General features: G+C 43.8%; 24 protein-coding genes. 20 read left to right on the forward strand and 4 right to left on the reverse strand.

Annotated elements, in window-relative coordinates; translation table 11 throughout:
• The first annotated feature begins 82 nt into the window (after window positions 1–82).
• Window positions 83–1,159 (forward strand): glycosyltransferase family 4 protein, encoded by a 1,077-nt coding sequence (locus tag IRE19_RS02890; RefSeq protein WP_191713827.1) that lies wholly within the window; start codon window positions 83–85, stop codon window positions 1,157–1,159.
• Between the two features lie 120 nt (window positions 1,160–1,279).
• Here IRE19_RS02890 and IRE19_RS02895 read toward each other — a convergent pair whose 3' ends face one another.
• On the reverse strand, window positions 1,280–2,314 hold the full coding sequence (locus IRE19_RS02895; RefSeq protein ID WP_191713828.1) for an LCP family protein: 1,035 nt from the start codon (window positions 2,312–2,314) through the stop codon (window positions 1,280–1,282).
• A gap of 178 nt (window positions 2,315–2,492) precedes the next feature.
• Window positions 2,493–3,128: a YigZ family protein gene (locus IRE19_RS02900; RefSeq protein WP_203339285.1), complete on the reverse strand. Its 636-nt coding sequence runs from the start codon at window positions 3,126–3,128 to the stop codon at window positions 2,493–2,495.
• Between the two features lie 154 nt (window positions 3,129–3,282).
• Between IRE19_RS02900 and IRE19_RS02905 the strand changes: the two genes are divergently transcribed.
• Both IRE19_RS02905 and IRE19_RS02910 read left to right on the forward strand, forming a co-directional pair.
• Entirely contained in the window at window positions 3,283–4,428 is a 1,146-nt protein-coding gene (locus IRE19_RS02905) for a sensor histidine kinase (protein WP_203339286.1), read from the forward strand.
• Between the two features lie 27 nt (window positions 4,429–4,455).
• Window positions 4,456–5,130 (forward strand): response regulator, encoded by a 675-nt coding sequence (locus tag IRE19_RS02910; protein WP_191713831.1) that lies wholly within the window; start codon window positions 4,456–4,458, stop codon window positions 5,128–5,130.
• A gap of 112 nt (window positions 5,131–5,242) precedes the next feature.
• Here the strand turns inward: IRE19_RS02910 and IRE19_RS02915 are convergent, their stop codons facing one another.
• Window positions 5,243–5,851: a 3'-5' exonuclease gene (locus IRE19_RS02915; RefSeq protein ID WP_203339287.1), complete on the reverse strand. Its 609-nt coding sequence runs from the start codon at window positions 5,849–5,851 to the stop codon at window positions 5,243–5,245.
• A gap of 129 nt (window positions 5,852–5,980) precedes the next feature.
• Between IRE19_RS02915 and IRE19_RS02920 the strand changes: the two genes are divergently transcribed.
• From IRE19_RS02920 to IRE19_RS02940, 5 genes are all read left to right on the forward strand, one after another.
• Window positions 5,981–6,550 (forward strand): DUF4440 domain-containing protein, encoded by a 570-nt coding sequence (locus tag IRE19_RS02920; RefSeq protein WP_191714481.1) that lies wholly within the window; start codon window positions 5,981–5,983, stop codon window positions 6,548–6,550.
• Window positions 6,551–6,653: 103 nt separating this feature from the next.
• Entirely contained in the window at window positions 6,654–7,487 is an 834-nt protein-coding gene (locus tag IRE19_RS02925) for a DegV family protein (RefSeq protein WP_203339288.1), read from the forward strand.
• Between the two features lie 39 nt (window positions 7,488–7,526).
• The gene (locus IRE19_RS02930; protein WP_203339289.1) at window positions 7,527–8,855 is read left to right on the forward strand and encodes an ATP-dependent helicase ComFA; all 1,329 of its coding nucleotides are present in this window, start codon (window positions 7,527–7,529) and stop codon (window positions 8,853–8,855) included.
• Window positions 8,852–9,508, forward strand: a complete 657-nt coding sequence (locus IRE19_RS18390; RefSeq protein ID WP_238943039.1) for a ComF family protein — start codon at window positions 8,852–8,854, stop codon at window positions 9,506–9,508. Before IRE19_RS02930 ends, IRE19_RS18390 begins: the two co-directional genes overlap by 4 nt.
• A 40-nt stretch (window positions 9,509–9,548) precedes the next feature.
• Window positions 9,549–9,908 carry a PilZ domain-containing protein gene (locus tag IRE19_RS02940; RefSeq protein ID WP_203339290.1) on the forward strand — a complete coding sequence of 120 codons (360 nt, stop codon included), beginning with the start codon at window positions 9,549–9,551 and terminating at the stop codon, window positions 9,906–9,908.
• Between the two features lie 477 nt (window positions 9,909–10,385).
• Here IRE19_RS02940 and IRE19_RS02945 read toward each other — a convergent pair whose 3' ends face one another.
• Window positions 10,386–11,093: an SDR family NAD(P)-dependent oxidoreductase gene (locus IRE19_RS02945; RefSeq protein WP_191713836.1), complete on the reverse strand. Its 708-nt coding sequence runs from the start codon at window positions 11,091–11,093 to the stop codon at window positions 10,386–10,388.
• Between the two features lie 126 nt (window positions 11,094–11,219).
• Between IRE19_RS02945 and hpf the strand changes: the two genes are divergently transcribed.
• The 12 genes from hpf to IRE19_RS03005 all read left to right on the forward strand — a co-directional run bounded on the left by hpf (window position 11,220) and on the right by IRE19_RS03005 (window position 24,065).
• Complete coding sequence (gene hpf / locus IRE19_RS02950) at window positions 11,220–11,789, forward strand: ribosome hibernation-promoting factor, HPF/YfiA family (RefSeq protein ID WP_284700299.1); 570 nt, start codon at window positions 11,220–11,222, stop codon at window positions 11,787–11,789.
• Window positions 11,790–12,113: 324 nt separating this feature from the next.
• Window positions 12,114–14,630, forward strand: coding sequence for a preprotein translocase subunit SecA (secA, locus tag IRE19_RS02955; RefSeq protein WP_191713837.1), 2,517 nt, complete (start codon window positions 12,114–12,116; stop codon window positions 14,628–14,630).
• A gap of 64 nt (window positions 14,631–14,694) precedes the next feature.
• Window positions 14,695–15,796, forward strand: a protein-coding gene (gene prfB, locus IRE19_RS02960; RefSeq protein ID WP_191714484.1) for a peptide chain release factor 2 whose coding sequence is annotated in 2 segments (ribosomal slippage) — window positions 14,695–14,766 and window positions 14,768–15,796 — 1,101 coding nt in all. Because the reading frame shifts where the segments join, the coding sequence is not laid out codon by codon here.
• Window positions 15,797–15,990: 194 nt separating this feature from the next.
• Window positions 15,991–16,863, forward strand: coding sequence for a YitT family protein (locus IRE19_RS02965; RefSeq protein ID WP_191713838.1), 873 nt, complete (start codon window positions 15,991–15,993; stop codon window positions 16,861–16,863).
• A gap of 50 nt (window positions 16,864–16,913) precedes the next feature.
• Window positions 16,914–17,255 (forward strand): cytochrome c551, encoded by a 342-nt coding sequence (cccB, locus tag IRE19_RS02970; protein WP_191713839.1) that lies wholly within the window; start codon window positions 16,914–16,916, stop codon window positions 17,253–17,255.
• A gap of 268 nt (window positions 17,256–17,523) precedes the next feature.
• Window positions 17,524–18,210, forward strand: coding sequence for a cell division ATP-binding protein FtsE (gene ftsE, locus IRE19_RS02975; protein WP_191713840.1), 687 nt, complete (start codon window positions 17,524–17,526; stop codon window positions 18,208–18,210).
• Complete coding sequence (gene ftsX, locus IRE19_RS02980; RefSeq protein WP_191713841.1) at window positions 18,200–19,084, forward strand: permease-like cell division protein FtsX; 885 nt, start codon at window positions 18,200–18,202, stop codon at window positions 19,082–19,084. Before ftsE ends, ftsX begins: the two co-directional genes overlap by 11 nt.
• 94 nt (window positions 19,085–19,178) lie before the next feature.
• On the forward strand, window positions 19,179–20,621 hold the full coding sequence (locus tag IRE19_RS02985; protein WP_203339291.1) for a murein hydrolase activator EnvC family protein: 1,443 nt from the start codon (window positions 19,179–19,181) through the stop codon (window positions 20,619–20,621).
• Window positions 20,622–20,856: 235 nt separating this feature from the next.
• Window positions 20,857–21,435, forward strand: a complete 579-nt coding sequence (locus IRE19_RS02990; RefSeq protein WP_191713843.1) for a peroxiredoxin family protein — start codon at window positions 20,857–20,859, stop codon at window positions 21,433–21,435.
• An 11-nt stretch (window positions 21,436–21,446) separates the two neighbouring features.
• Window positions 21,447–22,553 carry a trans-sulfuration enzyme family protein gene (locus IRE19_RS02995; protein WP_191713844.1) on the forward strand — a complete coding sequence of 369 codons (1,107 nt, stop codon included), beginning with the start codon at window positions 21,447–21,449 and terminating at the stop codon, window positions 22,551–22,553.
• A gap of 90 nt (window positions 22,554–22,643) precedes the next feature.
• Window positions 22,644–23,795 carry a PDZ domain-containing protein gene (locus IRE19_RS03000; RefSeq protein WP_203339292.1) on the forward strand — a complete coding sequence of 384 codons (1,152 nt, stop codon included), beginning with the start codon at window positions 22,644–22,646 and terminating at the stop codon, window positions 23,793–23,795.
• Window positions 23,796–23,807: 12 nt separating this feature from the next.
• Entirely contained in the window at window positions 23,808–24,065 is a 258-nt protein-coding gene (locus IRE19_RS03005; protein ID WP_203339293.1) for a CsbA family protein, read from the forward strand.
• The last annotated feature ends 6 nt before the right edge of the window (window positions 24,066–24,071 follow it).

A 24,071-nucleotide genomic window follows, 5' to 3' on the forward strand; every position in this document is an offset into this window, starting at 1 on the left:
AGGTTTTTCTTTATTTCTGTTCCAGTCGTGCTATAATGACAATGGATATGTATGTATAGAAGATGTTTTAAGGAGGAAAGATATGCTATACCTTACCATGGTCTTGGCATTTATCGCTTCGATTTTGCTGACTCCGATTGTTAAACGCATTGCTTTTCGCGTAGGAGCAGTTGACCGACCAAATTACCGAAAAGTTCATGCGAGAATTATGCCGCGTTTAGGCGGGTTGGCCATTTTTGGTTCATTTTTGATAGCATATTTTATATTAAAACCTCAAGATCCGATTTCCAATGCAATTGAAGCATCGTTTATTCCGATTGAAACAGCTATAATCATAGGCGCTTTATTGATTATCATCACCGGTGTACTGGATGATATGTATGAAATCAGCGCAAAAGCGAAACTACTGGGTCAATTGGTAGCTGCAGGAATTGTCGTAGTCGGCGGGGGACTTGAAATTTCTTTTATCAACCTGCCATTCGGTGGTGTTTTGGATTTTGGTTATTTGAGTATTCCATTGACGATTCTGTGGATAGTCGGAATCACCAACGCCATCAATTTAATTGATGGACTTGATGGATTGGCAGCTGGCGTTTCGACAGTCGCTCTATTGACACTGGCAGCAATGGCTTTCATTATGGGCGATGTTTATGTTATGTCGATGGCTGCACTTTTGGCAGCGAGCACATCAGGATTTCTGGTCTATAATTTCCACCCTGCAAAAATTTTCATGGGTGATACCGGAGCATTGTTCCTAGGTTTCATGATTTCAGTCTTGGCCTTGATGGGATTCAAGAATGTCACAGTTGTGGCATTGATCATTCCGATCATCATGCTCGGCGTACCGATTTCAGATACGTTTTTTGCCATCGTTCGGAGAGTGCGTGAAAAGAAATCGATCTCAGAAGCAGACAAGTCCCATTTGCATCATTGTTTACTGAACATCGGCTTTTCACATAGCCAAACCGTGCTGATCATTTATGGAATTGCCGCTTTGTTTGGGCTTGCAGCGCTATTGTTTTCTCAGGCGACCTTATGGGGAGGAATCCTGTTGATCAGCGTCATGCTGGTGGCAATTGAATTGTTCGTTGAGGTTGTTGGGTTGGCAGGGAAGAATTACCGGCCATTATTGAATCTTGTTAAATTTATAGGCAAATAAAAAAAGATTGAACTTGAAGCGCATTGCTTTGATTTCAATCTTTTTTCTTTTGGGTAAAAGATATGGGGAGTGCTTTAGAAAGCTCTAGAGACAATTGAACGAAAAAAAACACCACAGTTTTCACTGTGATGTGTCGTCTTCTACTAGGTCTCTTGCTACGTTTTGTTCTATCTCATTGGTGGTTAAGTTGGACGTATCCGGTTTTAAACCGAGGTGGCTTTGCAGAACATCTTGTATTTCCATCAGGGATTCTTCTTTCAATTTCCAATAGTAAATCCCGGTGGACATATCATCATAACCGTCAAGCGTAATGGTTTCCACGTCTGGTTTACCGTTTTTAGCGTATTCGAACAATGCACGCATATCCTCGAATCTCATGTTCGTTTTCATGTTGTCTCCAACTGCTTCGAAAACATCACCGTATTTAGTGATTGAACCGACTGATAAGGCGCGGTTCATAATGGATTCAAGAATCATTTGCTGGCGTTTGCCCCGTTCAATGTCATTATCGTAATGGCGTGTTCTCGCAAGTGCCAGCGCTTCGCTGCCGTTCAGGAACTGGATGCCTTCTTTTAGTTCAATGGCATCCTGCGAATCATTTTCATCTTGTTCCGTGATGTCATAAGGCACTTCTACTTTAATGCCGCCGAGGGCATCGATCACATCGATGAAGGCGTCAAAGTTCATCCGCAGGTAATAATTTACCGGTACTTCCAAAAGTCCTTCTACACTTTCGATGGTTGAACTCGGCCCATTCAAAGCATAAGCATGAGTGATTTTATCTTCTTTTCCGCTATCCGGAATATAGGTATACGTATCACGAGGGATACTGACCAGTTTAATGGACTTGTCTTGGTTGTTCAATGTTGCCAGGACGAGTGCATCTGAACGGATGTTGTCGTCACTTTGGTTGCGTTCTTGGCTGTCATCCACGCCAATGAACAGGATGGAGATGTTGTCCGTAAGCGGTTCAACCGGTTCATCTACGTTTCCTGTAGACTCATAAGCGCTGTTGACGGCCAATTCCGCTTGTTTGACCAGGTAAATCCCGTAAGCTGAAACGCAGATCAACAACGAAACAACTAAAGTGAGAATCACTTTTATAATTGTTCGTTTCCTGTCCGACTTGGTTTTCCGATAATGTTTTCGGTTCATATTTATTTGCTCCTCTATAGGTAATGGGCCAACCGAGTTATCTGTTCGGATAAATCCATTTTCTTAATTAGCGACAGGCTTTTTGCTCTTGAAAAAAATTTTTGTATGTGCCGACAATCTGTTTTTTCTGTGCTGTTGACATTATACAGTGATTTTTAACAGCCGTAAATGAAAAGAATCATGACTTTGAAAATTCGAGGAATTCACTGCTCGTGATGCTGACGTCTGCTTGTCCATTCGTCATTTCATTTATCCAATCGATGAATTCCTGCTCTTTTTCAACAGGAACGTAAATATAGATGTCTACACCTTCCGTATATTCTAAGCGATCAAGCGGATAAGGGGACTGACGAATTTCATTTTCAAGTTTACCGAGCCATGTATAGTCTATAGAAGCTTTCATCAAATGATGAAGTTTTCTTTCTACAACGCCTGCAGCAGCAATAGCTGCGGAAGCCGATTTGCCATATGCCCGAATCAAACCGCCACTGCCCAGTTTTATGCCGCCATAATATCGGGTGACCACCAGTACAGTATCTTTCAAGCCTTGTTTTTTTAAGACTTCAAGCATGGGGAACCCGGCAGTGCCACTTGGTTCTCCATCGTCATTTGCCTTTTGGATAGAATCGTGTTCTCCGATAAGGTAAGCTGAGCAATTGTGGGTGGCTGTCCGGTGCAAGAGTTTGATCGAATCAATGAAGTCAAGCGCCTGCTGTTCTGTTTCAGCGCGTGCTGCATGTCCAATGAACCTGGATTTTTGGATAAGTATTTCTGCATTGGCAGAATCGCCTACAGTTGTGTAATTTTCTCGCAATTTAGCGCCTCCTGTTGTAGAATGAAATCAGATAATTTGTAACGTATATTTAATATGGTCTTGCTTATAAAGTGATATACTTAATACAGCCGACAAGGTATAAAGAATTAAGGTTTTTACCTGATACAGTCAGTATAGCTAAGGCGGTTTTAGAATGGCAAAGAAAATCGGTGCAAAAACACCTGATTCTATTTTTAATGAAATGCTTGCTGGAATAGAACAGGCCAAACAAGATATTTTCGTCATTAGTGAAGAAAGTCGCCAAAGTTATGAAAAGATGAAAGACGAATTGGAAGATGTCCGCATCAATATTGCTCGAGTGATTGAAGATGGAGATCTTTTGGAAGAAAAGACACGTGCAGCTCGACGGCGGTTGGCTGAGGTTTCGCAATTTTTCAACTCTTTCACAGAGAGTCAGGTTCGCCAAGTATACGAGCAGGCAAATAATCTTCAAGTACAATTATCACTCAACCGGAACGAAGAAAAAAAGTATCGGCAAAAGCGTGATAAATTGCAGCGCAGACTTCAAGTTTTACTGCAGACAATAGAGCGGGCGGAAAGCTTGGTCAATCAAATCAATGTCGCCGGCAGCTATTTGACTTCAGATTTCGAGAATGCTGATGAAGCCGTCGGCAAGAATAAGTCAAGTCAAGATTATAGCCTCCGCATCATTGAAGCGCAAGAGGAAGAAAGAAAACGTCTCTCAAGGGAAATCCATGATGGACCTGCCCAAATGATGGCTAACGTGTTGCTTCGTTCCGATTTAATTGAGAAGACATATCGTGAAAAAGGCCCTGAACCCGCTTTTCAAGAGATTACGTCATTAAAGGATATGGTCAGGCAGGCGCTTACGGAGGTCAGGAGAATCATATACGATTTACGGCCTATGGCATTGGATGATTTAGGACTTGTGCCTACGCTGAAGAAATACATGGATACCATCGAAGAGTACAACAAAGGCATCAGGATGGATTTTCAATCGATTGGAAAAGAAGTGCGGTTGCCGAACAAATACGAAACCGCTATTTTCCGTCTGGTGCAAGAAGGTATTTCAAATGCGATACGCCATGGGAAATCTTCTGAAATTACAGTTGAAATGGACTGGTTGAAAGACCAGGTGAAAATTACAGTAACAGATAACGGAACTGGTTTTGACCAAGGAATTGTCAAACACCAATCATTCGGATTAGCAGGTATGAGAGAAAGAATTGAATTGGTCGAAGGAGAGTTTTTCATTAATTCTTCGCCAGGGAACGGTACAGTCTTAATGTTTCATATACCTTTTGAAAAGGGTATATAAGATAGGGTATTCGAGGAGGACGACATAATGACAAAAATAATTATTATTGACGATCACCAACTTTTCCGTGAAGGTGTAAAGAGAATTTTAGATTTTGAAAGTTCATTTGAAGTCGTTGCTGAAGGCGGAGACGGCAACGAAGTCATCAAATTATATGAAGAAAATCAACCAGATGTGGTATTGATGGATATCAATATGCCACAAAAAAATGGTGTAGAAGCTACTGGGGAATTGATTGAAAAGTTCCCGGATGCAAAAGTCATTATGCTGTCCATTCACGATGATGAATCTTATGTGACCCATGCTTTGAAAACTGGTGCTTTAGGTTATATGCTTAAAGAAATGGATGCAGATGCGATTATTCAAGCAATTAAAGTTGTAGCGAAAGGCGGTTCTTATTTACATCCAAAAGTTACACGCAACTTAGTGATGGAATTCCGCCGTCTAAGCGAACGTGAAAATAAAGGTTCTTTCCATCAAACGGAAATCCGTCGTCCTTATCATTTATTGACGAAACGCGAAAGTGAAGTTCTTCAATTATTGACGGATGGCCAAAGCAATCGCGTCATCGGGGAAACTCTGTTCATCTCTGAGAAAACAGTCAAAAACCACGTGTCGAGCATTTTACAGAAAATGCAGGTCAATGATCGGACGCAAGCAGTTGTAACGGCTATTAAAAACGGTTGGGTGGAAGTAAGATAACTGCCAAATAGTGAAGACGGTGTATCTGCCAAAAGGCAGGTACACCGTCTTTTTTATTAGCAAACTTAACTGTGCATTGAACATCATTATTTGCAGATGCCAGCTTCTTTCTTTAAAGCCGGTCGTAGCAATATTGGTAGATGGCCGCTGTTGCCAGGCAGTCGCCTAATGCATCGTGGGCGTCATGCTCGAGCTTTAGAAAAGCGGTCAAGGTGGTTAGTTTGTGGTTGGGTGTCTGAGTGATCGCTTTTCTCGCCAATTTGACTGTATCAATAACCGTGTATTCAGGAATGGGCGTGATTTCTTCCAAAGCGTAAAGGAAGCCCATATCAAAAGGTGCATTATGTGCAATAAGTGGCAAACCGCCGATAAAAGCGATCAGTTCATGTGCAATTTCTTCGATGGTGGGGGCGTTTTCTACGTCTTTATTGGTGATGCCGGTAATTCGGGTGATGGTGCTCGAAATGAAGCATTTGGGATTGACCATGAGATACATCGTTTCCATGCGCTCGTGGTTGATGTATTTTACAGCACCGATTTGGATGATTTTATCGCTTCCTGCACGCAAGCCGGTGGTTTCGAAATCGAGGACGACATAGTCTTCGACTTTTTGCATGCTCGACTTGTACTTCTTAGGACGGACAGGCTGTTTGCGGCTCCACTGAGGCCGTGTTTCCTTCATTTTCTGTTCAAGTATCTGCCGTGCATCTCTTTTTTCCATACGATGCCTCCTTTTTTACTTTCTAGTGTACCGCAAAACTGAAAAAAATTCCGTTTTGGCAGATGACACAGTTTCTTCATTGTATTCGCCATCTGCCTATGGCAAAATGAAGCGCAGGAGGAATGCGTGATGAAAAAAATGATTATTGCGGTTGGGCTGATTTTGACGCTAGCTGCCTGTTCGAATTCAGAAGAACCTTCAGTCAATGGAAATACAGTTGAAGACGGCAACGCCTCTAATGAAAATAATGCTGTTGACCATGGCATTAAAGAAAATAAGGATGAAAAAGTCGGCTTTACAGTAGATGATGAAGGAAATGTCATTGAAGCAGATGTGCCTGAAGAAAAGGCAAGTGAACTTCTTGCTGCCTATGATGAATATATTGCTGCTTTCAATTCTGAAGATATTGATCGGTATATGGAAACCATTGCACAAGAACCGGACGGTTTCGATCGCGAAGAAGACAAAGCAGCATTGGCTCAGGCTTTTGAAGCTTTTGACAGCAAATATGAAACCAATGACGAAACAATTGTCAAATATGAAGAAAGCCGTGCGGAAGTTTTTGCAACACTGAATGTTAAGATGAAAGATGCAAAGTCATCTGACGCCATCGAGCAGTCAGGACGCCAAGTGGTCGTATTCAAAAAAGAGAATGATGAATGGAAAGTAACTAGCGTTCACTTTATCGGTAATCAATAAAAGATATCCCGCTATGTGCGGGATTTTTTTTATTGTGACTTTTCACATTATGTCTTTTCTATGTCTTTTTTTGGTAAACTAGCAAGGGGGGCTTGATCGAGTAATGAAAACAGCAATTGTAACAGATAGCACATCTTATTTGCCTATAAAAACACGTGAAGCATTAAAGATCCATACAGTTTCACTAGAAGTGACGTTTGGGAACCAGTCATTTAAAGAAATAGATTTAACAGAAGAAGTATTTTATCAGAAAGCTAAAGAAGAATTTCCGAAAACTTCACAGCCGCCTCTGGGAGAATTCGTTGCGCTGTATGAAGATCTTTCAGCCGACCACGCTGAAGTTGTATCCATCCATTTGTCGAGCGGCATCAGTGGCACCTACGCAGGTTCCAAACAGGCTGCTGAAATGGTTGATGGCGTCAAAGTTTATTCTTTTGATACAGAACTTACTTGTGGCCTACAGGGGTTTTATGCAATTAAGGCCGCAAAAATGGCTGAAGATGGAGCAGATGCCCAAACGATTTTAACCGAATTAAACGAAATGAAAAAAACCTTGCGTGCTTACTTCATGGTGGAAGACCTGAAACACCTGCAGCGTGGCGGACGATTGTCGACTGCACAGGCGCTGGTTGGCGGTATGCTGCAAATCAAACCGATTCTGCATTTCCAGGAAAAAGTCATTGTCCCGTTTGAAAAAATACGGACACGCAAAAAAGCGATGAACCGGATTGTTGATTTATTGAAAGCAGACGTCAACGAAGGTTTGGAATTCCAGGCAACGATTATCCATGCGAACCGGCCGGAAGAAGCTGAACAATGGAAAGAAGAATTGGAGATTGCCTGTCCTGAAGTAGATTTTGAAATTTCCTATTTTGGGCCAGTCATCGGAACACATTTAGGAGAAGGAGCAATGGGTCTTGGTTGGGTGAAGAAATAAACCTGCTGAGGCTTTTTCTCTATCGAAAGGTGGTAGTCCATGAAAAATATAGAAGAGTTTCTGACTGGACGGGTGTGGCTTAGAAATTTCACACCCTTTCCAAAAGAGCAGATTGATCAGGCTATTTTAAACGGGAAAATCAGCATCAGCCGAGGCATTACGGATGAGCTTCAGTGTGCCCGTTGCCTCGAAAAGTCACCACAAAAAATTATTTCTTTTTTCTGCAGTGCATGTGTCGGCATCTGTTATTATTGCAGACATTGCATTAGAATGGGACGCGTCAGTTCCTGTACAGAATTGATCACCTGGTCATCTCCTTCAACGATTACTCCTCAGAGCCATTCTTTTCACTGGAATGGCAGCCTCACACCTTTGCAGGAAAGAGCTTCCCAGGAAGTTCAAAAAAGCCTCTTTCAACAAAATGACCATCTTGTATACGCCGTCTGTGGAGCAGGAAAAACGGAGTTGCTGTTTCCGCCGATTTTCGCTGCGTTGCAAAAAGGGCAACGAGTTTGTGTCGCTGCACCCAGAACGGATGTCGTTTTGGAACTTTCACCGCGCTTGCGTGTCGTCTTTCCGGATACAATCATCCACAGCTTGTACGGGAATTCTCCGGAAGAATCGGGTTTTGCGTCGCTGGTCATTGCAACGACCCATCAATTATACCGATTTCAAAATGCCTTCGATGTCATGATCGTCGATGAAGCGGATGCATTTCCCTATTCTTATGACCTTGCTTTAAAAAATGCAGTCATAAAAGCGCGGAAGAAAGACGCACCTATTGTTTATGTATCTGCTACTCCTTCGGATCAATTGCAGAAGCAAGTGCCGGAGATATCTCTAATTTTTCAGCGCTTTCATGGGCATCCTTTGCCGATTCCTGAATTCCGGTCATTATGGGGATACGACAAAACTTTTGCAAAAGGGAAGATTCCCAAAAAACTGATTGCCTGGGTAGATGAAAAAATAGAAAAAGAAGAGCCGTTTCTTGTGTTTTTTCCGACAATCGAAATGATTGAGCAGGCCATCCCTTTATTGCAAGAGCGCCATCCGGAAATTGCGGCGGTGCATTCAAAAGATCCAGACAGAAAAGAAAAAGTGATGAAGCTGCGCCAAAGGAAAATCCCAGGAGTTCTGACATCGACCATCCTTGAGCGTGGAATCACGATTCCTAATGTGCAAGTGGCAGTAGTGGGCGCTGATCAGCCTGTTTTCAATGCGGCTGCTTTGATTCAAATTGCCGGACGGGCTGGAAGATCAGTGGATTATCCCGATGGAGAAGTTGTGTTTTTCCATAATGGCATTGTTCGCCAAATGGATAAAGCCAAGCAGTTAATCATTTCCTATAATGGAGGGAGCCGCCGATGAACTGTTATTTATGCGAGCGGGATATGCCTCTCCAAGCAAATTGGCGAAGCCTTTTTTTAAACGACCTGGAAGAAGTAATCTGCAGCCGGTGCCGCAGCAGTTTCGAACGGCTGGAAAAAGGCTGCCGTATTTGCGGGGGGTTAGGAACAGACATCTGCTCCGACTGCAGCAAATGGGAAACGACAGCCTACGCCGGAGTGATTGACTCCGGCAAAAGTTTATTCCGCTACAACCTTGCAATGAAAGAATACTTGCATCAATATAAGTTTTTAAAAGATATCGTGTTGGCAGAAGTGTTCGCACCAGTCCTGCGGGAAGAGCTGCGCAGCCAAAAAGCAGTGATCGTTCCAATTCCAATGAATGAAAACAAATTGAAAGAGCGTACGTTTCCACAAGTCGATCGGCTGTTGGATGCGGCCTCTCTGCCTTATGTCCACTATCTCGAGAAAAACGAAGTAAGACTGGCAGGGAAATCAAAAGCTGATCGAATTGCTTCGGAAGATGTCTTTTGGTGGAATGGAAAACCGGTCCCTGAAAAAGTGCTACTGTTCGATGATCTGTACACCACAGGAAGCACAATGAGAATGGCTGCGAAAGCCTTAAAAGCGGAAGGCGTCAAAGAAATTACCATTCTGGCGCTCATCCGTGCCTAATAGATAAAGTTATAATACAGGATAACGAGGAGGGACATGAATGTTTTATAAAAGGTCAGAAAGTTTTCGTTACACCTTCGGCACACCGCCGGAAATCCATATGCACGTATTGGGGGCAGCAGAAAGTCCACCCAAGACAACTAAAATATATGGCCTAATGCTTGATGTTTCCCCAAAAGGAGCCAAATTGTTTTCCGAAAGGGAATTGCAGCCGGGAGAAGAAAATGTCAGACTGGAATTTGTCTTAAACCACGAAACAATCCGGTCAGGCGCAACGATTGTCTGGAAACAGCAATACGAGGAAGGCTGGATCTACGGTGCAGATTTCGAACGCAATTCAATCAAGGAAATGCTTATTTTAAATGAAATCAGAGAACTGAAAGAAATAGAAATGAAATAAAACCGGCCTTGGCCGGTTCAGACTGTAGACAAAGTCTTTACAAAATGAATAGCGGTGCATACCCCCAACCGGTCCGGCCACTTCGCGTTCCGTGGGCTCAGCTTCAGCCTCCTCGTCACTGCGTGCCTGCGGGGTCTTCAGCTTTCGCTGTCCCACAGGAGTCTCCGTGGCCAGCCCGGTCGGGGGCGTGTAGCTCTAATCAAAGAAAAGGGCTTGCTAGTCAGAATCCCGAAGACATCGTCCAAACAAACTTGGTAAATCCATCAAAGGATCCGTAGCGCAAGGCGGCGACTCCAGCGGGATAGTGAAGTGCCGAAATCCACTCGGGCGTCAGTCCGAGTTAGTTCGGCGCGAGCCCGCAGGAAAGCGTCCGCCTGGAGCGCAGGATCTGGTGTAAATAAGATAAAATGAATAATTATTCTTTAAAGGATATAACTATTCTTTTGTCTACAAGCTGAACCGGCCTTGGCCGGTTTTTTAGTGCTCGTATATCATTTTTCTTGTCATGCCGCCGTCGATATTCAGGCATTCGCCCGTGATGAATGAGTTTTGTGGATTGCTCAGAAACAGGCAAGCCCGTGCGATGTCGTCGGGATTTCCGACGCGTCCGCTCCAATGCTGCTTGTGGTCCACATCGCGCAATTCGGCAGTGTCCCCAGTATGGATCCAGCCTGGAGCGATTGAGTTGACGCGGATTCCTTGTTCGCTGAAAGTGGCGGCGAGTGAATGGGTCAATGCGAAAATGCCGCCTTTTGATGCCGAATAGGTTTCTGTATTGGGTTCCGACATGAAAGCCCGTGTCGAGGCCATGTTAATGATGGAACGGATATCGTCTTTCATATAGCGAGCTGCTTCACGGCTGCAGATGAAGACACTTTTTAAGTTAGTGTCCAGAACCTGATCCCATTCCTGTTCATCCACTTCCCAGATGGATTTGAACGTTGAAATCCCGGCATTGTTGATCAATGCATGGATAGCACCGTAATCCTCATGGATTTTTTTGAATACAGCCATTACTTCCGTGAAATCTCCCACATCGCATTTTCGGTATTCCACGTTCTCCAATTCGACCGGTTGGATATCTAACCCGATAACACGCGCATTTTCAGCTGCGAAATGTGTGGCAATGCTGCGGCCAATTCCTTGCGATGCTCCTGTAACGACAATGGTTTTATTAGTGAACATGAACTTCATCTCCTTGTCATAATGTTTACCTGTAATCCATGTTCTTAAAACTTTTTTGGTTTTAAGAAGGAAAGACTAGGGAAGATGTAGAATTGTACAAGTAGCACAATAGAAGGAGGAGTTAACATGTTGCAATTTAACATCAGAGGCGAAAATATTGAGGTAACTCCCGCAATACGCGACCACATCGAAAAGAAAGTGGAAAAAATTGAACGCTATTTTACCGACGGAGCAAATGCTACCGCGATGGTCAACTTAAAATCCTACAATCATAGCCAAACAAAAGTGGAAGTCACAATACCAATGAAAAATTTAACATTACGTGCTGAAGAACGGCATGATGATATGTATGCTGCAATTGATTTGATCGTCAGCAAACTAGAGCGCCAAATCCGTAAGTACAAAACTAAAGTCAACCGCAAATTCCGTGAGCGGGATGGCATTGGGCTTGCTTTTGCAACAGCAGAAAATGATACACGTGCACAGAATGAAATTGAGGAAGAAGAAGAAGATTTGACAATCGTTCGCACTAAACAGTTCGACTTGAAACCGATGGATGAAGAAGAAGCGGTTTTACAGATGAACATGCTTGGGCATAACTTCTTCGTCTTCACGGATGCAGAATCCAATGAAACGAATATTGTCTATAAACGAAAAGACGGAAGCTACGGACTGATCGAGACTTCTGCACAATAAAGGCATCTCCAATAGGATGTTAAAGCCTCTCCTTGCGAGAGGCTTTTTTAGTTGCTTTTTTCGATAGGAAACATTTTTCATATTAGGCTTTAGAGACAATAGATGGCGGATTCAGGCGCTTTAACGACAAAGAAAGAGAATCCATAATTTGCACGCATTTCAGCGCAGTGTTAAAATGAATAGTGAGATTTTTTTTGAAACAACCGATGATGATTTGGGTAAATATGTTCTTATAGGTTTTACTTAAAAGAACACTATAAAAGCTAAAGCGATCATCCGGCATGACAGGTGCCGGCGGACACTTACGCAGGGAGCGGTATAATTATGCTAGGAGTATTGAATAAGGTATTTGATCCGAATAAACGGGATTTGAAGCGATTAGAAAAAACGGCAGATCGGGTAGAAGCGTTGGCTTCTGAGTTTGCAGCTTTGTCCGATGATGCATTAAAGGCGAAAACCGAAGAATTTATCGCACGCCATGCAAAAGGCGAATCATTGGATGACTTGCTGCCTGAAGCATTCGCGACTATTCGTGAAGCGTCGAAACGTGTACTTGGCCTGTACCCATTCCGCGTACAGATCATGGGGGCTGTTTCTCTTCATGAAGGGAATATTTCTGAGATGAAGACAGGTGAAGGTAAAACTTTGACCTCTACTTTAGCCGTCTACTTGAACGCTATCAGCAAAAAAGGTGTGCATGTCGTGACGGTCAACGAATATTTGGCTAGCCGAGATGCTATGGAGATGGGCCAACTTTACGAATGGCTTGGACTATCTGTTGGATTGAACTTGAACAATTTGACCAAAGACGAAAAACGGGCGGCGTATCAGGCTGACGTAACATATAGCACCAACAACGAATTGGGCTTTGATTACCTGCGGGATAATATGGTCCTTTACAAAGAAGATATGGTTCAGCGGCCATTGAATTACGCTGTAATTGATGAAGTCGATTCAATTTTGATCGATGAAGCGCGGACTCCGCTGATCATTTCCGGACAGGCAGCCAAAGCGGCGCAATTGTATCAGCAGTCTAATGCGTTTGCACGCCTTCTGACAAAAGACCAGGATTATACTTACGATGAAACGACCAAAGGTGTGGTGTTGACGGAAGAAGGCATCGAAAAGGTTGAGAAAGCCTTTGGGATCGATAATCTTTTTGATATCAAACACGTGCGGCTGAACCACACGATCAACCAATCATTAAAGGCATATGTCACCATGCACAAAGACGTTGATTACGTGGTACAGGAAGGCGAAGTCGTCATTGTCGACCAATTTACGGGCCGTCTAATGAAAGGGCGCCGTTATTCGGATGGGCTTCACCAGGCAATTGAGGCGAAAGAAGGCCTGGAAATCCAAAACGAATCTATGACGATGGCTACCATTACATTCCAGAACTATTTCCGTATGTATGATAAGTTGTCCGGTATGACAGGGACAGCGAAGACGGAGGAAGAAGAGTTCCGCAATATCTACAATATGTACGTTGTGGTCATTCCGACGAATAAACCGATCATCCGTGAAGACCGTGTAGATTTGATTTATTCTACAACTGCCGGTAAATACAAAGCGGTAGGCGACGATATCGCTGAACGAAACGCAAAAGGACAACCTGTATTGGTGGGTACTGTAGCGATCGAGACTTCTGAAATCATTTCAGAGTACTTGACGAAAAAAGGCATCAAGCATTCGGTATTGAATGCCAAAAACCACGCCCATGAAGCAGAAATCATTTTGAACGCAGGCCAAAAAGGTTCTGTTACGATTGCCACCAACATGGCTGGACGCGGTACAGATATCAAGCTTGGCGAAGGTGTCATCGAGGCAGGCGGACTGGCTGTTATCGGGACAGAGCGCCATGAATCACGCCGTATCGATAATCAGCTGCGCGGACGTTCAGGACGCCAAGGCGATCCGGGTGTCACTCAATTCTACCTGTCTCTTGAAGATGACTTGATGCGCCGCTTTGGATCAGATGCGATGCGCAACATGATGGGCAAATTAGGCATGGACGATTCACAGCCATTGCAATCAAAAATGGTGACACGTTCTGTGGAATCAGCACAAAAACGGGTTGAAGGCAATAACTTTGATGCACGGAAACGCTTGCTCCAATACGATGATGTGCTTCGCCAGCAACGCGAAATCATCTACAAAGAGCGTATGGAAGTTTTGGACACTGACAATATGCGTACATTGGTTGAAAATATGATCAATAGCTCTATTGAACGCATGGTTTATACGCATACTGTTGAGGAAAAACAGGAAGACTGGCACCTGAAGACACTTTCTGAAACAATAGCTGCCAACCTGCTTCCCGAAGATACAGTCACTGAAGCTGATCTGCAAGGAAAAACCCAGGAAGAATTGATCGACTTCATCAAGGCAGCTGTCGCTGTGCGTTACGATGAAAAGGAAGTTGAGATGACGCCTGAACGGATGCGTGAATTCGAGAAAGTTGTCTTGCTTCGTTCGATTGATACGAAATGGATTGACCACATTGATGCAATGGATCAGTTGCGCCAGGGAATTCATTTGCGTGCTTATGGACAAAATGATCCGCTTCGCGAATACCAAAGTGAAGGATTCGCCATGTTCGAGGCAATGGTTGAAGCCATCGAAGAAGATGTCGCGAAGTATTCCATGAAAGCTGAAATCCGCAATAATCTTGAACGTGAAGAAGTTGCAAAAGGGCAGGCCGTCAACCCGAAAGAAGACGGACCGGCACCGAAAAAGAAAAAGGCTCCTGTCCGCAAAGACATGGAAGTTGGGCGCAATGAACTTTGCCCATGCGGCAGCGGCAAGAAATTTAAGAATTGCCATGGCACAGCTTCATAAGAGTGTGTGAAAATACCGAAGAGCATATGCTCTTCGGTGTTATTTTGAGGAGGAACATATAATGATGGAATTAGCAGACATCCGTAACGAGCTCGACAAATCAGCCAGTAAATTGGCGGACTTTAGGGGGTCTCTTTGACTTAGAAAACAAAGAAGCCCGCATACAGGAATTGGATGAAATGATGCTCGATCCGGATTTTTGGAATAACCAAGAATCGGCGCAGACAGTCATATCGGAATTGAATGGGTTGAAGGAAATCGTTAATGCTTATTACGGTTTCGTAGAAACCCAGGAAAACATGGAAATGTCTTTAGAGCTACTAAGAGAAGAAGACGATGAAGAGTTGCATGAAGATGTTAACACTGAAATGAAGGAATTCATTTCTAAGCTGGCAGATTACGAATTGACGATGCTGCTCAGCGAACCGTATGACAAAAACAATGCCATATTGGAGTTGCATCCAGGGGCAGGCGGAACTGAGTCTCAGGATTGGTGTTCAATGCTTTTGCGCATGTACACACGCTGGGCTGAAAAACGCGGATTCAAAGTAGAGACACTGGATTACTTGGCTGGAGATGAAGCAGGTGTTAAATCGGTGACTTTAGGGATTCGTGGACACAATGCCTATGGCTACTTGAAAGCTGAAAAAGGTGTTCATCGCCTGGTTCGGATATCGCCTTTTGATTCATCAGGCCGCCGTCATACTTCTTTTGTTTCCTGCGAAGTCATGCCGGAATTTACAGGTGAAATTGAAATCGATATTCGTACAGAAGACTTGAAAATCGATACGTATCGGGCAAGCGGCGCCGGTGGACAGCATATCAATACAACGGATTCCGCTGTCCGTATCACTCACCTTCCGACGGGGGCTGTTGTGACGTGCCAACAGGAACGTTCGCAGATCAAAAACCGGGAAAAAGCCATGCAAATGTTGAAAGCGAAATTGTATGCGCTGAAAATCGAAGAAGAAGAAGCGCGTCTTCTTGAAATTCGTGGAGAACAAAAAGAAATCGGATGGGGAAGCCAAATCCGTTCTTATGTGTTCCATCCCTATTCGATGGTCAAAGATCACCGGACGAATTATGAAACAGGCAATTTGAGTGCCGTCATGGACGGCGATATTGATGGATTTATCAATTCCTTATTGCGTTCTAAAATGGAATAGAATTATGTAGTGGATTGTGAAAAATTGCTGCAGTTCTAAACGAACGCCGCGAAAGCCAATGAGCTTTCGCGGCGTTTTTTCTTTGGGTGTCTGGCGAATGCCTTGCTTTACTTGAATGAAGTTCACAAAGTTCCATGCGTTTGGTATACTCTGACAGGGTTTAACCGAACATAACAGAGAAGAGGAAGAAACAGATGGCTAAAAAAAATAGACGTATCCGTAAAGATCCACATCCACTGCTGACGGTTTTCATAGATTATGCCAGTGTCATAATCGGCTCAGCGATTGTGGCCATTTCCTTTAACGTGTTTTTGCTGCCTAACGAAGTAGCTTCGGGCGGAGTAAGTGGCATCAGTACTTTATTGAAAGGGTTATTTGAATGGAAACCAGCATTTGTGCAATGGGCATTCAATATCCCTTTGTTTATTGCAGGCTTGATTTTATTAGGGAAAAATTTTGGCGTTAAAACGGCTGTAGGGACCGTATTCCTTCCGTTTGTCGTCTTTCTGACGGAATCATGGGAACCATGGACGCGTGATCCTTTGCTTGGGGCTTTGTTCGGAGGAATCATGGTTGGTCTTGGATTAGGAATCGTATTCCGGGGGAAAGCATCTACAGGCGGGACGGATCTGGCCGCTCAGATCATTACCAAATTTACTGGGCTGACGCTCGGGACAAGTGTTGCCATGATTGATGGATTTATCGTATTGGCTGCGGCATTGGTATTTGATATCGAGAAAGGCCTTTATGCATTGATCGGCCTTTACGTGACGACCAAAACCATCGACCTTGTCCAGGTAGGGTTTGGCCAATCCAAATTGGTTTATATTATTACTACAAAACAAATGGAGATCCGTGATGCCATTTATGAAGAAGTGGACCGGGGGGTTACAGAATTGGCTGCAACCGGAGGTTATTCGGGAACAGAAAAACCTTTATTGATGGTGGTTATTCCTCAAACGGAATTTACGAAACTGAAACAATTGGTGAAATTTATCGATCCTTCCGCATTTGTTATTGTCTCGGATGCCTCAGAAGTTTTAGGTGAAGGTTTTAAACGGGCGTAACTTTGGTATACTCTAATAGGAAGAGATAATACATCTGAGGAGGTCACCAAATGAAAAAACAGTTGATGGCTATATTATTCGGATCAGCACTTATCCTTGGTGCGTGCGGCGGCGGAGATACGACTGAACCGGAAGAGGCACCTGCTGACAGTGGCGGTGAAGAAGCAGCAGCGGTGGATGCGGAACAAGTGGTTCAGCAAAATTGCATTTCCTGCCATGGTGAAAACCTGGAAGGTGCAGGGAATTTCCCGGCTTTGAACAATGTTGGTTCGCGTTTATCGCAAGATGAAATTCGCTCAGTAATCGAAAATGGTAAAGGTGCAATGCCAGCAAACATCATTGAAGGTGAAGAAGCCGATGCTGTTGCAGAGTACTTAGCAAGCATGAAATAAATCTGCTAATTAGCAGATTTATTTTTTTTGCCAAAAAATAGGTCCGAATAGCATATTTATGTCTAGAAAAAGGAAAAAAATAGTTTTTAAAAGGTCTATAATTACGACAAGAAGTATTTTTTCATATAGTTCTGATTATTCAGATTGAATTTTAAATGATACAGAAATGTAATAAAAATATATGTTTAAGGTGTTATAATGAGTTTGCTGCAAAATTCTATGGAAATAATTTTGGCATTTAGCCAATTAATAATAGGTGGGTAATAAAATGATTCAAATGAAAAATGTCTACAAGAAATATCCGAATGGCATTGTCGCTTTGAACGGGCTGAACGTTGAAATCGAACAAGGAGAATTCGTATATATTGTAGGTCCGAGTGGAGCAGGGAAATCAACATTCATCAAAATGATGTATCGCGAAGAACGTCCATCTTCAGGCCAGATGTTTGTGGATGATATCGATATAGCAACATTGAAGAACAGAAAAGTTCCGATGCTGCGCCGTCAGATCGGAGTCGTGTTTCAGGATTTCAAATTACTGACGAAGTTGAATGTTTATGAAAATGTAGCATTTGCCTTGGAAGTAATTGAAGAAAAACCACAAGCAATCAAAAAGCGTGTCATGGAAGTATTGGATCTGGTTGGCTTGAAGCACAAAGCCAAAATGTTTCCGACTGAATTATCCGGTGGCGAACAGCAACGTGTTTCAATTGCGCGTTCGATCGTCAACATGCCGAAAGTAATGATAGCGGATGAACCGACTGGAAACCTGGATCCGGAGACAGCATGGGACATCATGAATTTGTTCGAGCGGATCAACAAAGCAGGAACAACTGTAATTATGGCAACGCATAATCAACAAATCGTCAATACGCTCAGACATCGCGTTATTGCAATAGAAGGCGGATTAATTGTCCGTGATGTAGCTGGAGGTGATTACGGCTATGAAGGGTAGAACATTGGTACGCCATTTCAAAGAAAGTTTCAAAAGCATCGGAAGAAACAGCTGGATGACATTTGCATCTGTAAGTGCTGTAACAGTAACGTTATTGTTGGTCGGGGTATTTGTTCTTATCATGATGAACTTGAACAAAGTGGCCGATGATCTTGAAAACGATGTTGAAATCAAAGTATTCGTTTCCTTGGACGCTTCGGAAGAGACGGTCCAGAACCTGGAATCGAAAATAACTGAAATGCCTGGTGTTGAATCGACCAACTTCTCGACAAAAGAAGAAGAGTTGACTGACTTGGTTCTTGATTTTGGGGACGAGTTAAGCTTATTCGAACAAAGCAATCCATTGTTCGATGTTTTTTATGTAAAAGCACTTGACCCGCAGCAAACTGAAAAAGTGGCCACAGATATAGCGGCTTTTGAACATATAGAAGATGTGAAGTACGGAGAAGGCAAAATAGAAAAACTCTTTAATTTCTTGAATGCCGGAAGAAATGTCGGGTTGATTTTAATCCTTGCATTGCTGTTTACAGCCATGTTCTTGATTTCCAATACGATTCGAATCACAATTGTTGCGAGACGACGTGAAATTGAAATCATGAAATTGGTGGGTGCAACAAACTGGTTTGTCCGAATTCCATTTATTTTGGAGGGTATGTGGCTTGGCCTGTTAGGTTCCATCATTCCAATTGGTCTTGTAGCATTGCTTTACAGCAAAATCACCGAATTTGCACAGCCCCGCTTGAGTGGCGAACTATTCCAGCTATTGGAGTTTACACCATTCATTTACCAGGTAAGCGCCTTGATCTTGCTGATGGGTGTATTTATCGGGATTTGGGGAAGCTTCATGTCCATCAGAAAATTCTTGCGTGTGTAACATAGATTTAGAAACGGCCTGCATGTAGGCCGTTTACATAGAAAAAACGGAAATAGATAGAAAAAGAGCGTAAAGCCGAAAGGGGATCACGAACTTGAATTCGAAGTCGAAATGGATGTTGACTGGTGTTTCATCGGTATTAGCACTTACCTTGTTGATTCCAACAGCAAATGCAGATACATTGAGTGAATTACAGCAAGAACAACAAAAAGTAGAACAAAAACAAAATGAATTAAATTCTGGAATCAGTGAAAAATCCAACGAAATGAATCAAAACCAATCTACACTGGAGAGCATCATGGCTAAAATCCAGGAGTTGGAGAACCAAATGCAAGAAACCCAGTCAAAAATTAATGGAGTTCAAGGCGAAATTGATCAAACAATCGTTGAGATTGAAGAGCTGCAGAAATCAATTGAAGAACTGGAACGAAAAATTGCTGAACGTACAGAGCTTCTTCAGGAACGTGCACGTGCTATCCAATTGAGCGGCGGCTCTGTGGATTACATAGATGTATTACTGGGTGCCAATAGTTTTGTTGATTTTATTGACCGTTTTTCAGCAGTCAATACATTGATTGATGCAGATCGCGAAATCATGACAGAACAGGCGGAAGATAAAAAGCTATTGGGCGAACAAAAGGCTTTAGTTGAAACAAAACTTGCAGAGCAGGAAGAACGCCGTGCAGAACTTGTTAATTTAAAGGAATCATTGGAAGGCCAAAAAGCGCAGCAAGCAGGCCTCGTGAAAGATTTGAAAGCTGAGCAGGAACGCTTGGCAAAAGAGAAAACTTCACTCGTGCAACAACGCGATGAAGCAATTGATATAAGTGCTGATCTTGAAACAAAAATCGTTAATGAACAAGCGCGTCTGGCAGAATTGGCGAGAAAAGCTGAAGAAGAACGCCAACGTAAGCTAGCGGCAGAACGTGCAGCAGCAGAAAAAGCAGCAGCAGAAAAAGCGGCGGCAGAACGCGCTGCAGCAGAACGTGCAGCAGCTGAAAGAGCGGCAGCAGAAAAAGCAGCCAACAAATCTCAAGCAGCCAAAGCACCGGCAGCAGCAAGTGCACCGGCTTCAACGCCGGCTCCAGCTTACAGTGCTCCTGAACCAGCAGTGTCAGTAAGCGCAAGCTCAGGATTTATTCGTCCAGCAGCTGGACGCTTCACTTCTAAATTCGGCTGGCGTGATATCGGTTCTGGTCCGGAATTCCACCAGGGCGTAGATATTGCCAACAGCAAAGGCACTACAATTGTAGCTGCAGCGAACGGATTCGTTTCTTATGCAGGATCGATGGGCGGCTACGGCAATGTAGTTATCATTACTCACTCGATCAACGGACAAACGCATGCGACTGTTTATGCACACTTGAATTCGATTAGCGTGTCAGTCGGACAGCAAGTTTCACAGGGACAAAAAGTTGGCGGAATGGGGAACACTGGACGTTCATTCGGTGATCACCTGCATTTCGAAATCCATGTTGGACCTTGGAATGGCGGACGGACAAACGCAGTGAATCCAGCAAGCTATATTTCTTTATAAGTACAAACAGCCGGCATCGTGATGCCGGCTGTTTTTCTATTCTGCGATTCTGTCACATTTCGCAATAAACATAGTGGAACAAGTCACCTGATTTATCGTATGATAAAGAGAAACTTCAATTTATGTGGGTTTCTTCATCCCCCATTGATTGTTAGTTGATCCAATCGGACTTTTACGGCCAGTGGGATCACCTGCTTGTTAAAGCGGGATGAAAGTTGAATGGAGTGAATAACAGATGCCTAAAAAGATAATTGGCTTATTAGTGTTGGCTGTTATGATAGCCATTGTTGTAATAGGGGCTGTGAAGAATAACATGGCGGATTCTGATGCATTGGATGGCATGGCACTCGGCAGCGATGTGGATTTTTTGCCGACAGATGAAGGCCTCGCCAAAGGAGAAAAAGCACCGGATTTTCTGCTGACTACATTGGATGGCGAGGAAGTCAAACTTTCGGATTATCAGGGAAAGAAAGTGCTGCTGAATTTCTGGGCTACCTGGTGTCCCCCTTGCAGAGCCGAAATGCCGCATATGCAAACCTATTATGATGAACAGGCAAAAGACGAAAATGTCGTGATTCTGGCAGTCAATTTAACGACTGAAGACAAGGGACTCGGGAAGATCGAAGATTTCGTTGAAGAATTTGGATTGGAGTTCCCGATTCCGATGGATGAAAACGGGGATGTGGGAGCTTTATATCAGGCGGTATCAATTCCGACTTCGTATGCCATCGATACAGAAGGACGTATTCAAAATAAAGTTGTGGGCCCGATGGATGAAACGATGATGGAGCAATTGATTGAAGAATTGGAATAGGAGATGGACTAATGACCTCACTTGAAACGAAATCCGTACACACTGCAACAATGAAAGAACGTACCATCCAATCAAAAGTTATGCCGCTATACCAGACTTCCGCTTTTTCGTTTTCCTCTTTGGAAGAGCTTGAAGGTTATTATGAAGGCAATGGCACCTATCTGTACTCGCGTACAGCCAATCCGAATACCGATGCACTCGGCCAGACTGTAGCGGATCTGGAAGGGGCTCCAAAAGGCGTTTCGGCATCTTCTGGGACTTCGGCTATACTGGCGGGGATCTTGTCGGTGGTGAAAACTGGAGACCATATCCTGGCAGCTCAGGATGTATACGGGGGAACTTTTCATCTATTGAAAGAAGAACTGGTGTTGATGGGAATTCAGGTTCATTTTGCCGATTTTTCGAACGTCAGCGAAATCGAACAGATTTTAATCGATTTTCCTGAAGTCAAGCTGATTTTCAGTGAATCGATCACCAATCCATTTTTGCGCCTGGAAGATATCGAAGCGCTAAACCAACTGAAACGGCATTATGGTGTCCGGCTAATGATTGACAACACCTTCGCTACGCCTTATACAATGACGCCTTATGCCCTTGGTGCTGATTTGGTCGCTCACAGTGCGACAAAGTATCTCGGAGGCCACAGTGATGTCACAGCGGGCGTTTTGGTAGGGGATGCCGATCTGATTGGCATCGCTGAAAAACGTGTGGTGAATTTAGGTTTGAACTTAAGCCCTTTTGAAGCCTGGTTGACAATCCGGGGAATCAAAACGCTGGCGTTGCGAATGAAGACGCAAACCGAAAATGCCATAGCAATTGCAGCTTTTCTGGAAGACAAGGCACGTGTCTGGCATCCAGGAGTGGGCGCCATCGTATCCTTCGAATTGCCTGAAACTGTCGATGTGTCGAAATTCTTTTCTTCACTCGGCTGGATAAAAATCGTGCCGACTTTGGCAGGCGTAGAAACGACAGTGTCATATCCTTACGGAACATCGCACCGGGCGTTGTCTGCAGAAGAAAAAGAGAAAATTGGCGTGACACGCCAAGTGATTCGGCTGTCTGCTGGAATTGAAGGCACCGACGATATATTGGAACAATTGGGTGCGGCTTTTGTTTAACTGAAAAAGAAGTGCAGAAAGCCGGTTTTCTTTGGTACAATAATAACTAAAGTCAATTGCCGGTGATAGGATGGTGTAAGAACAGTGATAATGGATTTAATAGTAGCTATTGGCAGATTTTTTGTGAATCCGGTTTTTTACATAGCATTGCTTGCTGCAGTGTTATTGGGATATTACAGAGTTAAAAAAGAAAGAAAAATTTTCAGGATCCGTATCGTATATGGCCTGACAGAATTTAAACGGCTCATTAAAGATGGTTGGCTGTACGCTTTAGTCTTTTCTGTACTGTTTGCAGGAATAGGGCTGGTTGTACCGATGGATTGGCTGATCGCCTTGAGCATCGTCTCCATTGTGTTGATGGCTACGACTTTTTATCAGGCAGGCTCATTCATTTATTTGGCTGCAGCAGCTGTAGGTTTAAGTTGGTTGTTCAGCGCGAATGAGTGGACTTTGAATTTCGGATTTTTCAAATTTGAAGGAGTGGCTTTTTCCTACGAATGGCTCATCCCGGTTGTCTTGATTGCAGGTGCATTAGTATTTGCAGAAGGCAAAATGATCGGCAAAGCGGCAGCGGACGCTGCTTCTCCACGTTTGCACAAATCTGGGCGTGGCCTCAAGGCTGCTGCTTACATTTCTAAACGTTTGTGGCTGCTGCCGATCTTATTGGTGGTGCCAGGTTCGTTGATTGAATCGTATGCACCTTATTGGCCTCAATTGCCGATCGGGGAATCCAGCTTTTCGCTGATTTTGTTCCCGTTCATCTTTGGATTCCAAGGGCGGTCGCAGCGCACCTTGCCGGTGTATCTATATCCGCAGGTCGCTAAAGCGGTGTCCACTTTGGGGATCGGCATTGTAGTGGTCGGATTAGCTGCCTTGTTGTGGCAGCCGCTGGCAGTTGTCGCATTGGCAGCTGGAGTAATCGGCCGCATCGCCATTGCTGTCCGTTTTGCAATGAAAGAACGCAGCGGCAATTACGCTGTAACTCCCCAATCCCAAGGCGTCATGATCGTCGATGTTTTGCCGGATTCTCCCGCTGACAAAATGGGCTTGCTGCGCGGCGAAGTGATCCGCAAAGTAAACGGCATCGCTATTGCGAATGAATCAGAGCTTTATGAAGCAATTCAAGTCAACGCGGCGCATTGCCGTCTGGAAGTGCTGGACCATAACCTGGAAGTCCGTTTGCGCCAGCATGTTATTTTCCGGCACGACCATCATCGCCTGGGGTTATTAGTGGTCAATTAAGGAGCTAATCTAATGGAATCAATGGTAACGAAATTTTTCTTGTCTCTGCTGGTGCCTGGGCTGCTCGTCATTTTGTTTACGAGAGTCACGTTCAACCACATTGTTGCATTGATTTTGACTGTGGCGCTTATGGCGGCAGCTGTTTATGCGGGTTATACCCATACATGGCTGTTGTTCATTGCCAATGCGGCTTCTTTAACCGCAGGATTCTGGTATTCCACAAATATGTTCAACCGCAGAAAAAAAGCCGAAGCTCATGAAAATGAGTAACGGCTT

It is taken from the genome of Planococcus beijingensis, assembly GCF_016820615.1.
Lineage (GTDB): Bacteria > Bacillota > Bacilli > Bacillales_A > Planococcaceae > Planococcus > Planococcus notacanthi.

Excerpts from the sequence above, each read along its gene's own strand:
- IRE19_RS02890 (WP_191713827.1), top strand. The coding sequence starts at position 83 with ATGCTATACCTTACCATGGTCTTGGCATTTATCGCTTCGATTTTGCTG.
- IRE19_RS02895 (WP_191713828.1), bottom strand. The coding sequence starts at position 2,314 with ATGAACCGAAAACATTATCGGAAAACCAAGTCGGACAGGAAACGAACA.
- IRE19_RS02905 (WP_203339286.1), top strand. The coding sequence starts at position 3,283 with ATGGCAAAGAAAATCGGTGCAAAAACACCTGATTCTATTTTTAATGAA.
- IRE19_RS02910 (WP_191713831.1), top strand. The coding sequence starts at position 4,456 with ATGACAAAAATAATTATTATTGACGATCACCAACTTTTCCGTGAAGGT.
- IRE19_RS02915 (WP_203339287.1), bottom strand. The coding sequence starts at position 5,851 with ATGGAAAAAAGAGATGCACGGCAGATACTTGAACAGAAAATGAAGGAA.
- IRE19_RS02920 (WP_191714481.1), top strand. The coding sequence starts at position 5,981 with ATGAAAAAAATGATTATTGCGGTTGGGCTGATTTTGACGCTAGCTGCC.
- IRE19_RS02925 (WP_203339288.1), top strand. The coding sequence starts at position 6,654 with ATGAAAACAGCAATTGTAACAGATAGCACATCTTATTTGCCTATAAAA.
- IRE19_RS02930 (WP_203339289.1), top strand. The coding sequence starts at position 7,527 with ATGAAAAATATAGAAGAGTTTCTGACTGGACGGGTGTGGCTTAGAAAT.
- IRE19_RS18390 (WP_238943039.1), top strand. The coding sequence starts at position 8,852 with ATGAACTGTTATTTATGCGAGCGGGATATGCCTCTCCAAGCAAATTGG.
- IRE19_RS02940 (WP_203339290.1), top strand. The coding sequence starts at position 9,549 with ATGTTTTATAAAAGGTCAGAAAGTTTTCGTTACACCTTCGGCACACCG.
- IRE19_RS02945 (WP_191713836.1), bottom strand. The coding sequence starts at position 11,093 with ATGTTCACTAATAAAACCATTGTCGTTACAGGAGCATCGCAAGGAATT.
- hpf (WP_284700299.1), top strand. The coding sequence starts at position 11,220 with ATGTTGCAATTTAACATCAGAGGCGAAAATATTGAGGTAACTCCCGCA.
- secA (WP_191713837.1), top strand. The coding sequence starts at position 12,114 with ATGCTAGGAGTATTGAATAAGGTATTTGATCCGAATAAACGGGATTTG.
- IRE19_RS02965 (WP_191713838.1), top strand. The coding sequence starts at position 15,991 with ATGGCTAAAAAAAATAGACGTATCCGTAAAGATCCACATCCACTGCTG.
- cccB (WP_191713839.1), top strand. The coding sequence starts at position 16,914 with ATGAAAAAACAGTTGATGGCTATATTATTCGGATCAGCACTTATCCTT.
- ftsE (WP_191713840.1), top strand. The coding sequence starts at position 17,524 with ATGATTCAAATGAAAAATGTCTACAAGAAATATCCGAATGGCATTGTC.
- ftsX (WP_191713841.1), top strand. The coding sequence starts at position 18,200 with ATGAAGGGTAGAACATTGGTACGCCATTTCAAAGAAAGTTTCAAAAGC.
- IRE19_RS02990 (WP_191713843.1), top strand. The coding sequence starts at position 20,857 with ATGCCTAAAAAGATAATTGGCTTATTAGTGTTGGCTGTTATGATAGCC.
- IRE19_RS02995 (WP_191713844.1), top strand. The coding sequence starts at position 21,447 with ATGACCTCACTTGAAACGAAATCCGTACACACTGCAACAATGAAAGAA.
- IRE19_RS03000 (WP_203339292.1), top strand. The coding sequence starts at position 22,644 with ATGGATTTAATAGTAGCTATTGGCAGATTTTTTGTGAATCCGGTTTTT.
- IRE19_RS03005 (WP_203339293.1), top strand. The coding sequence starts at position 23,808 with ATGGAATCAATGGTAACGAAATTTTTCTTGTCTCTGCTGGTGCCTGGG.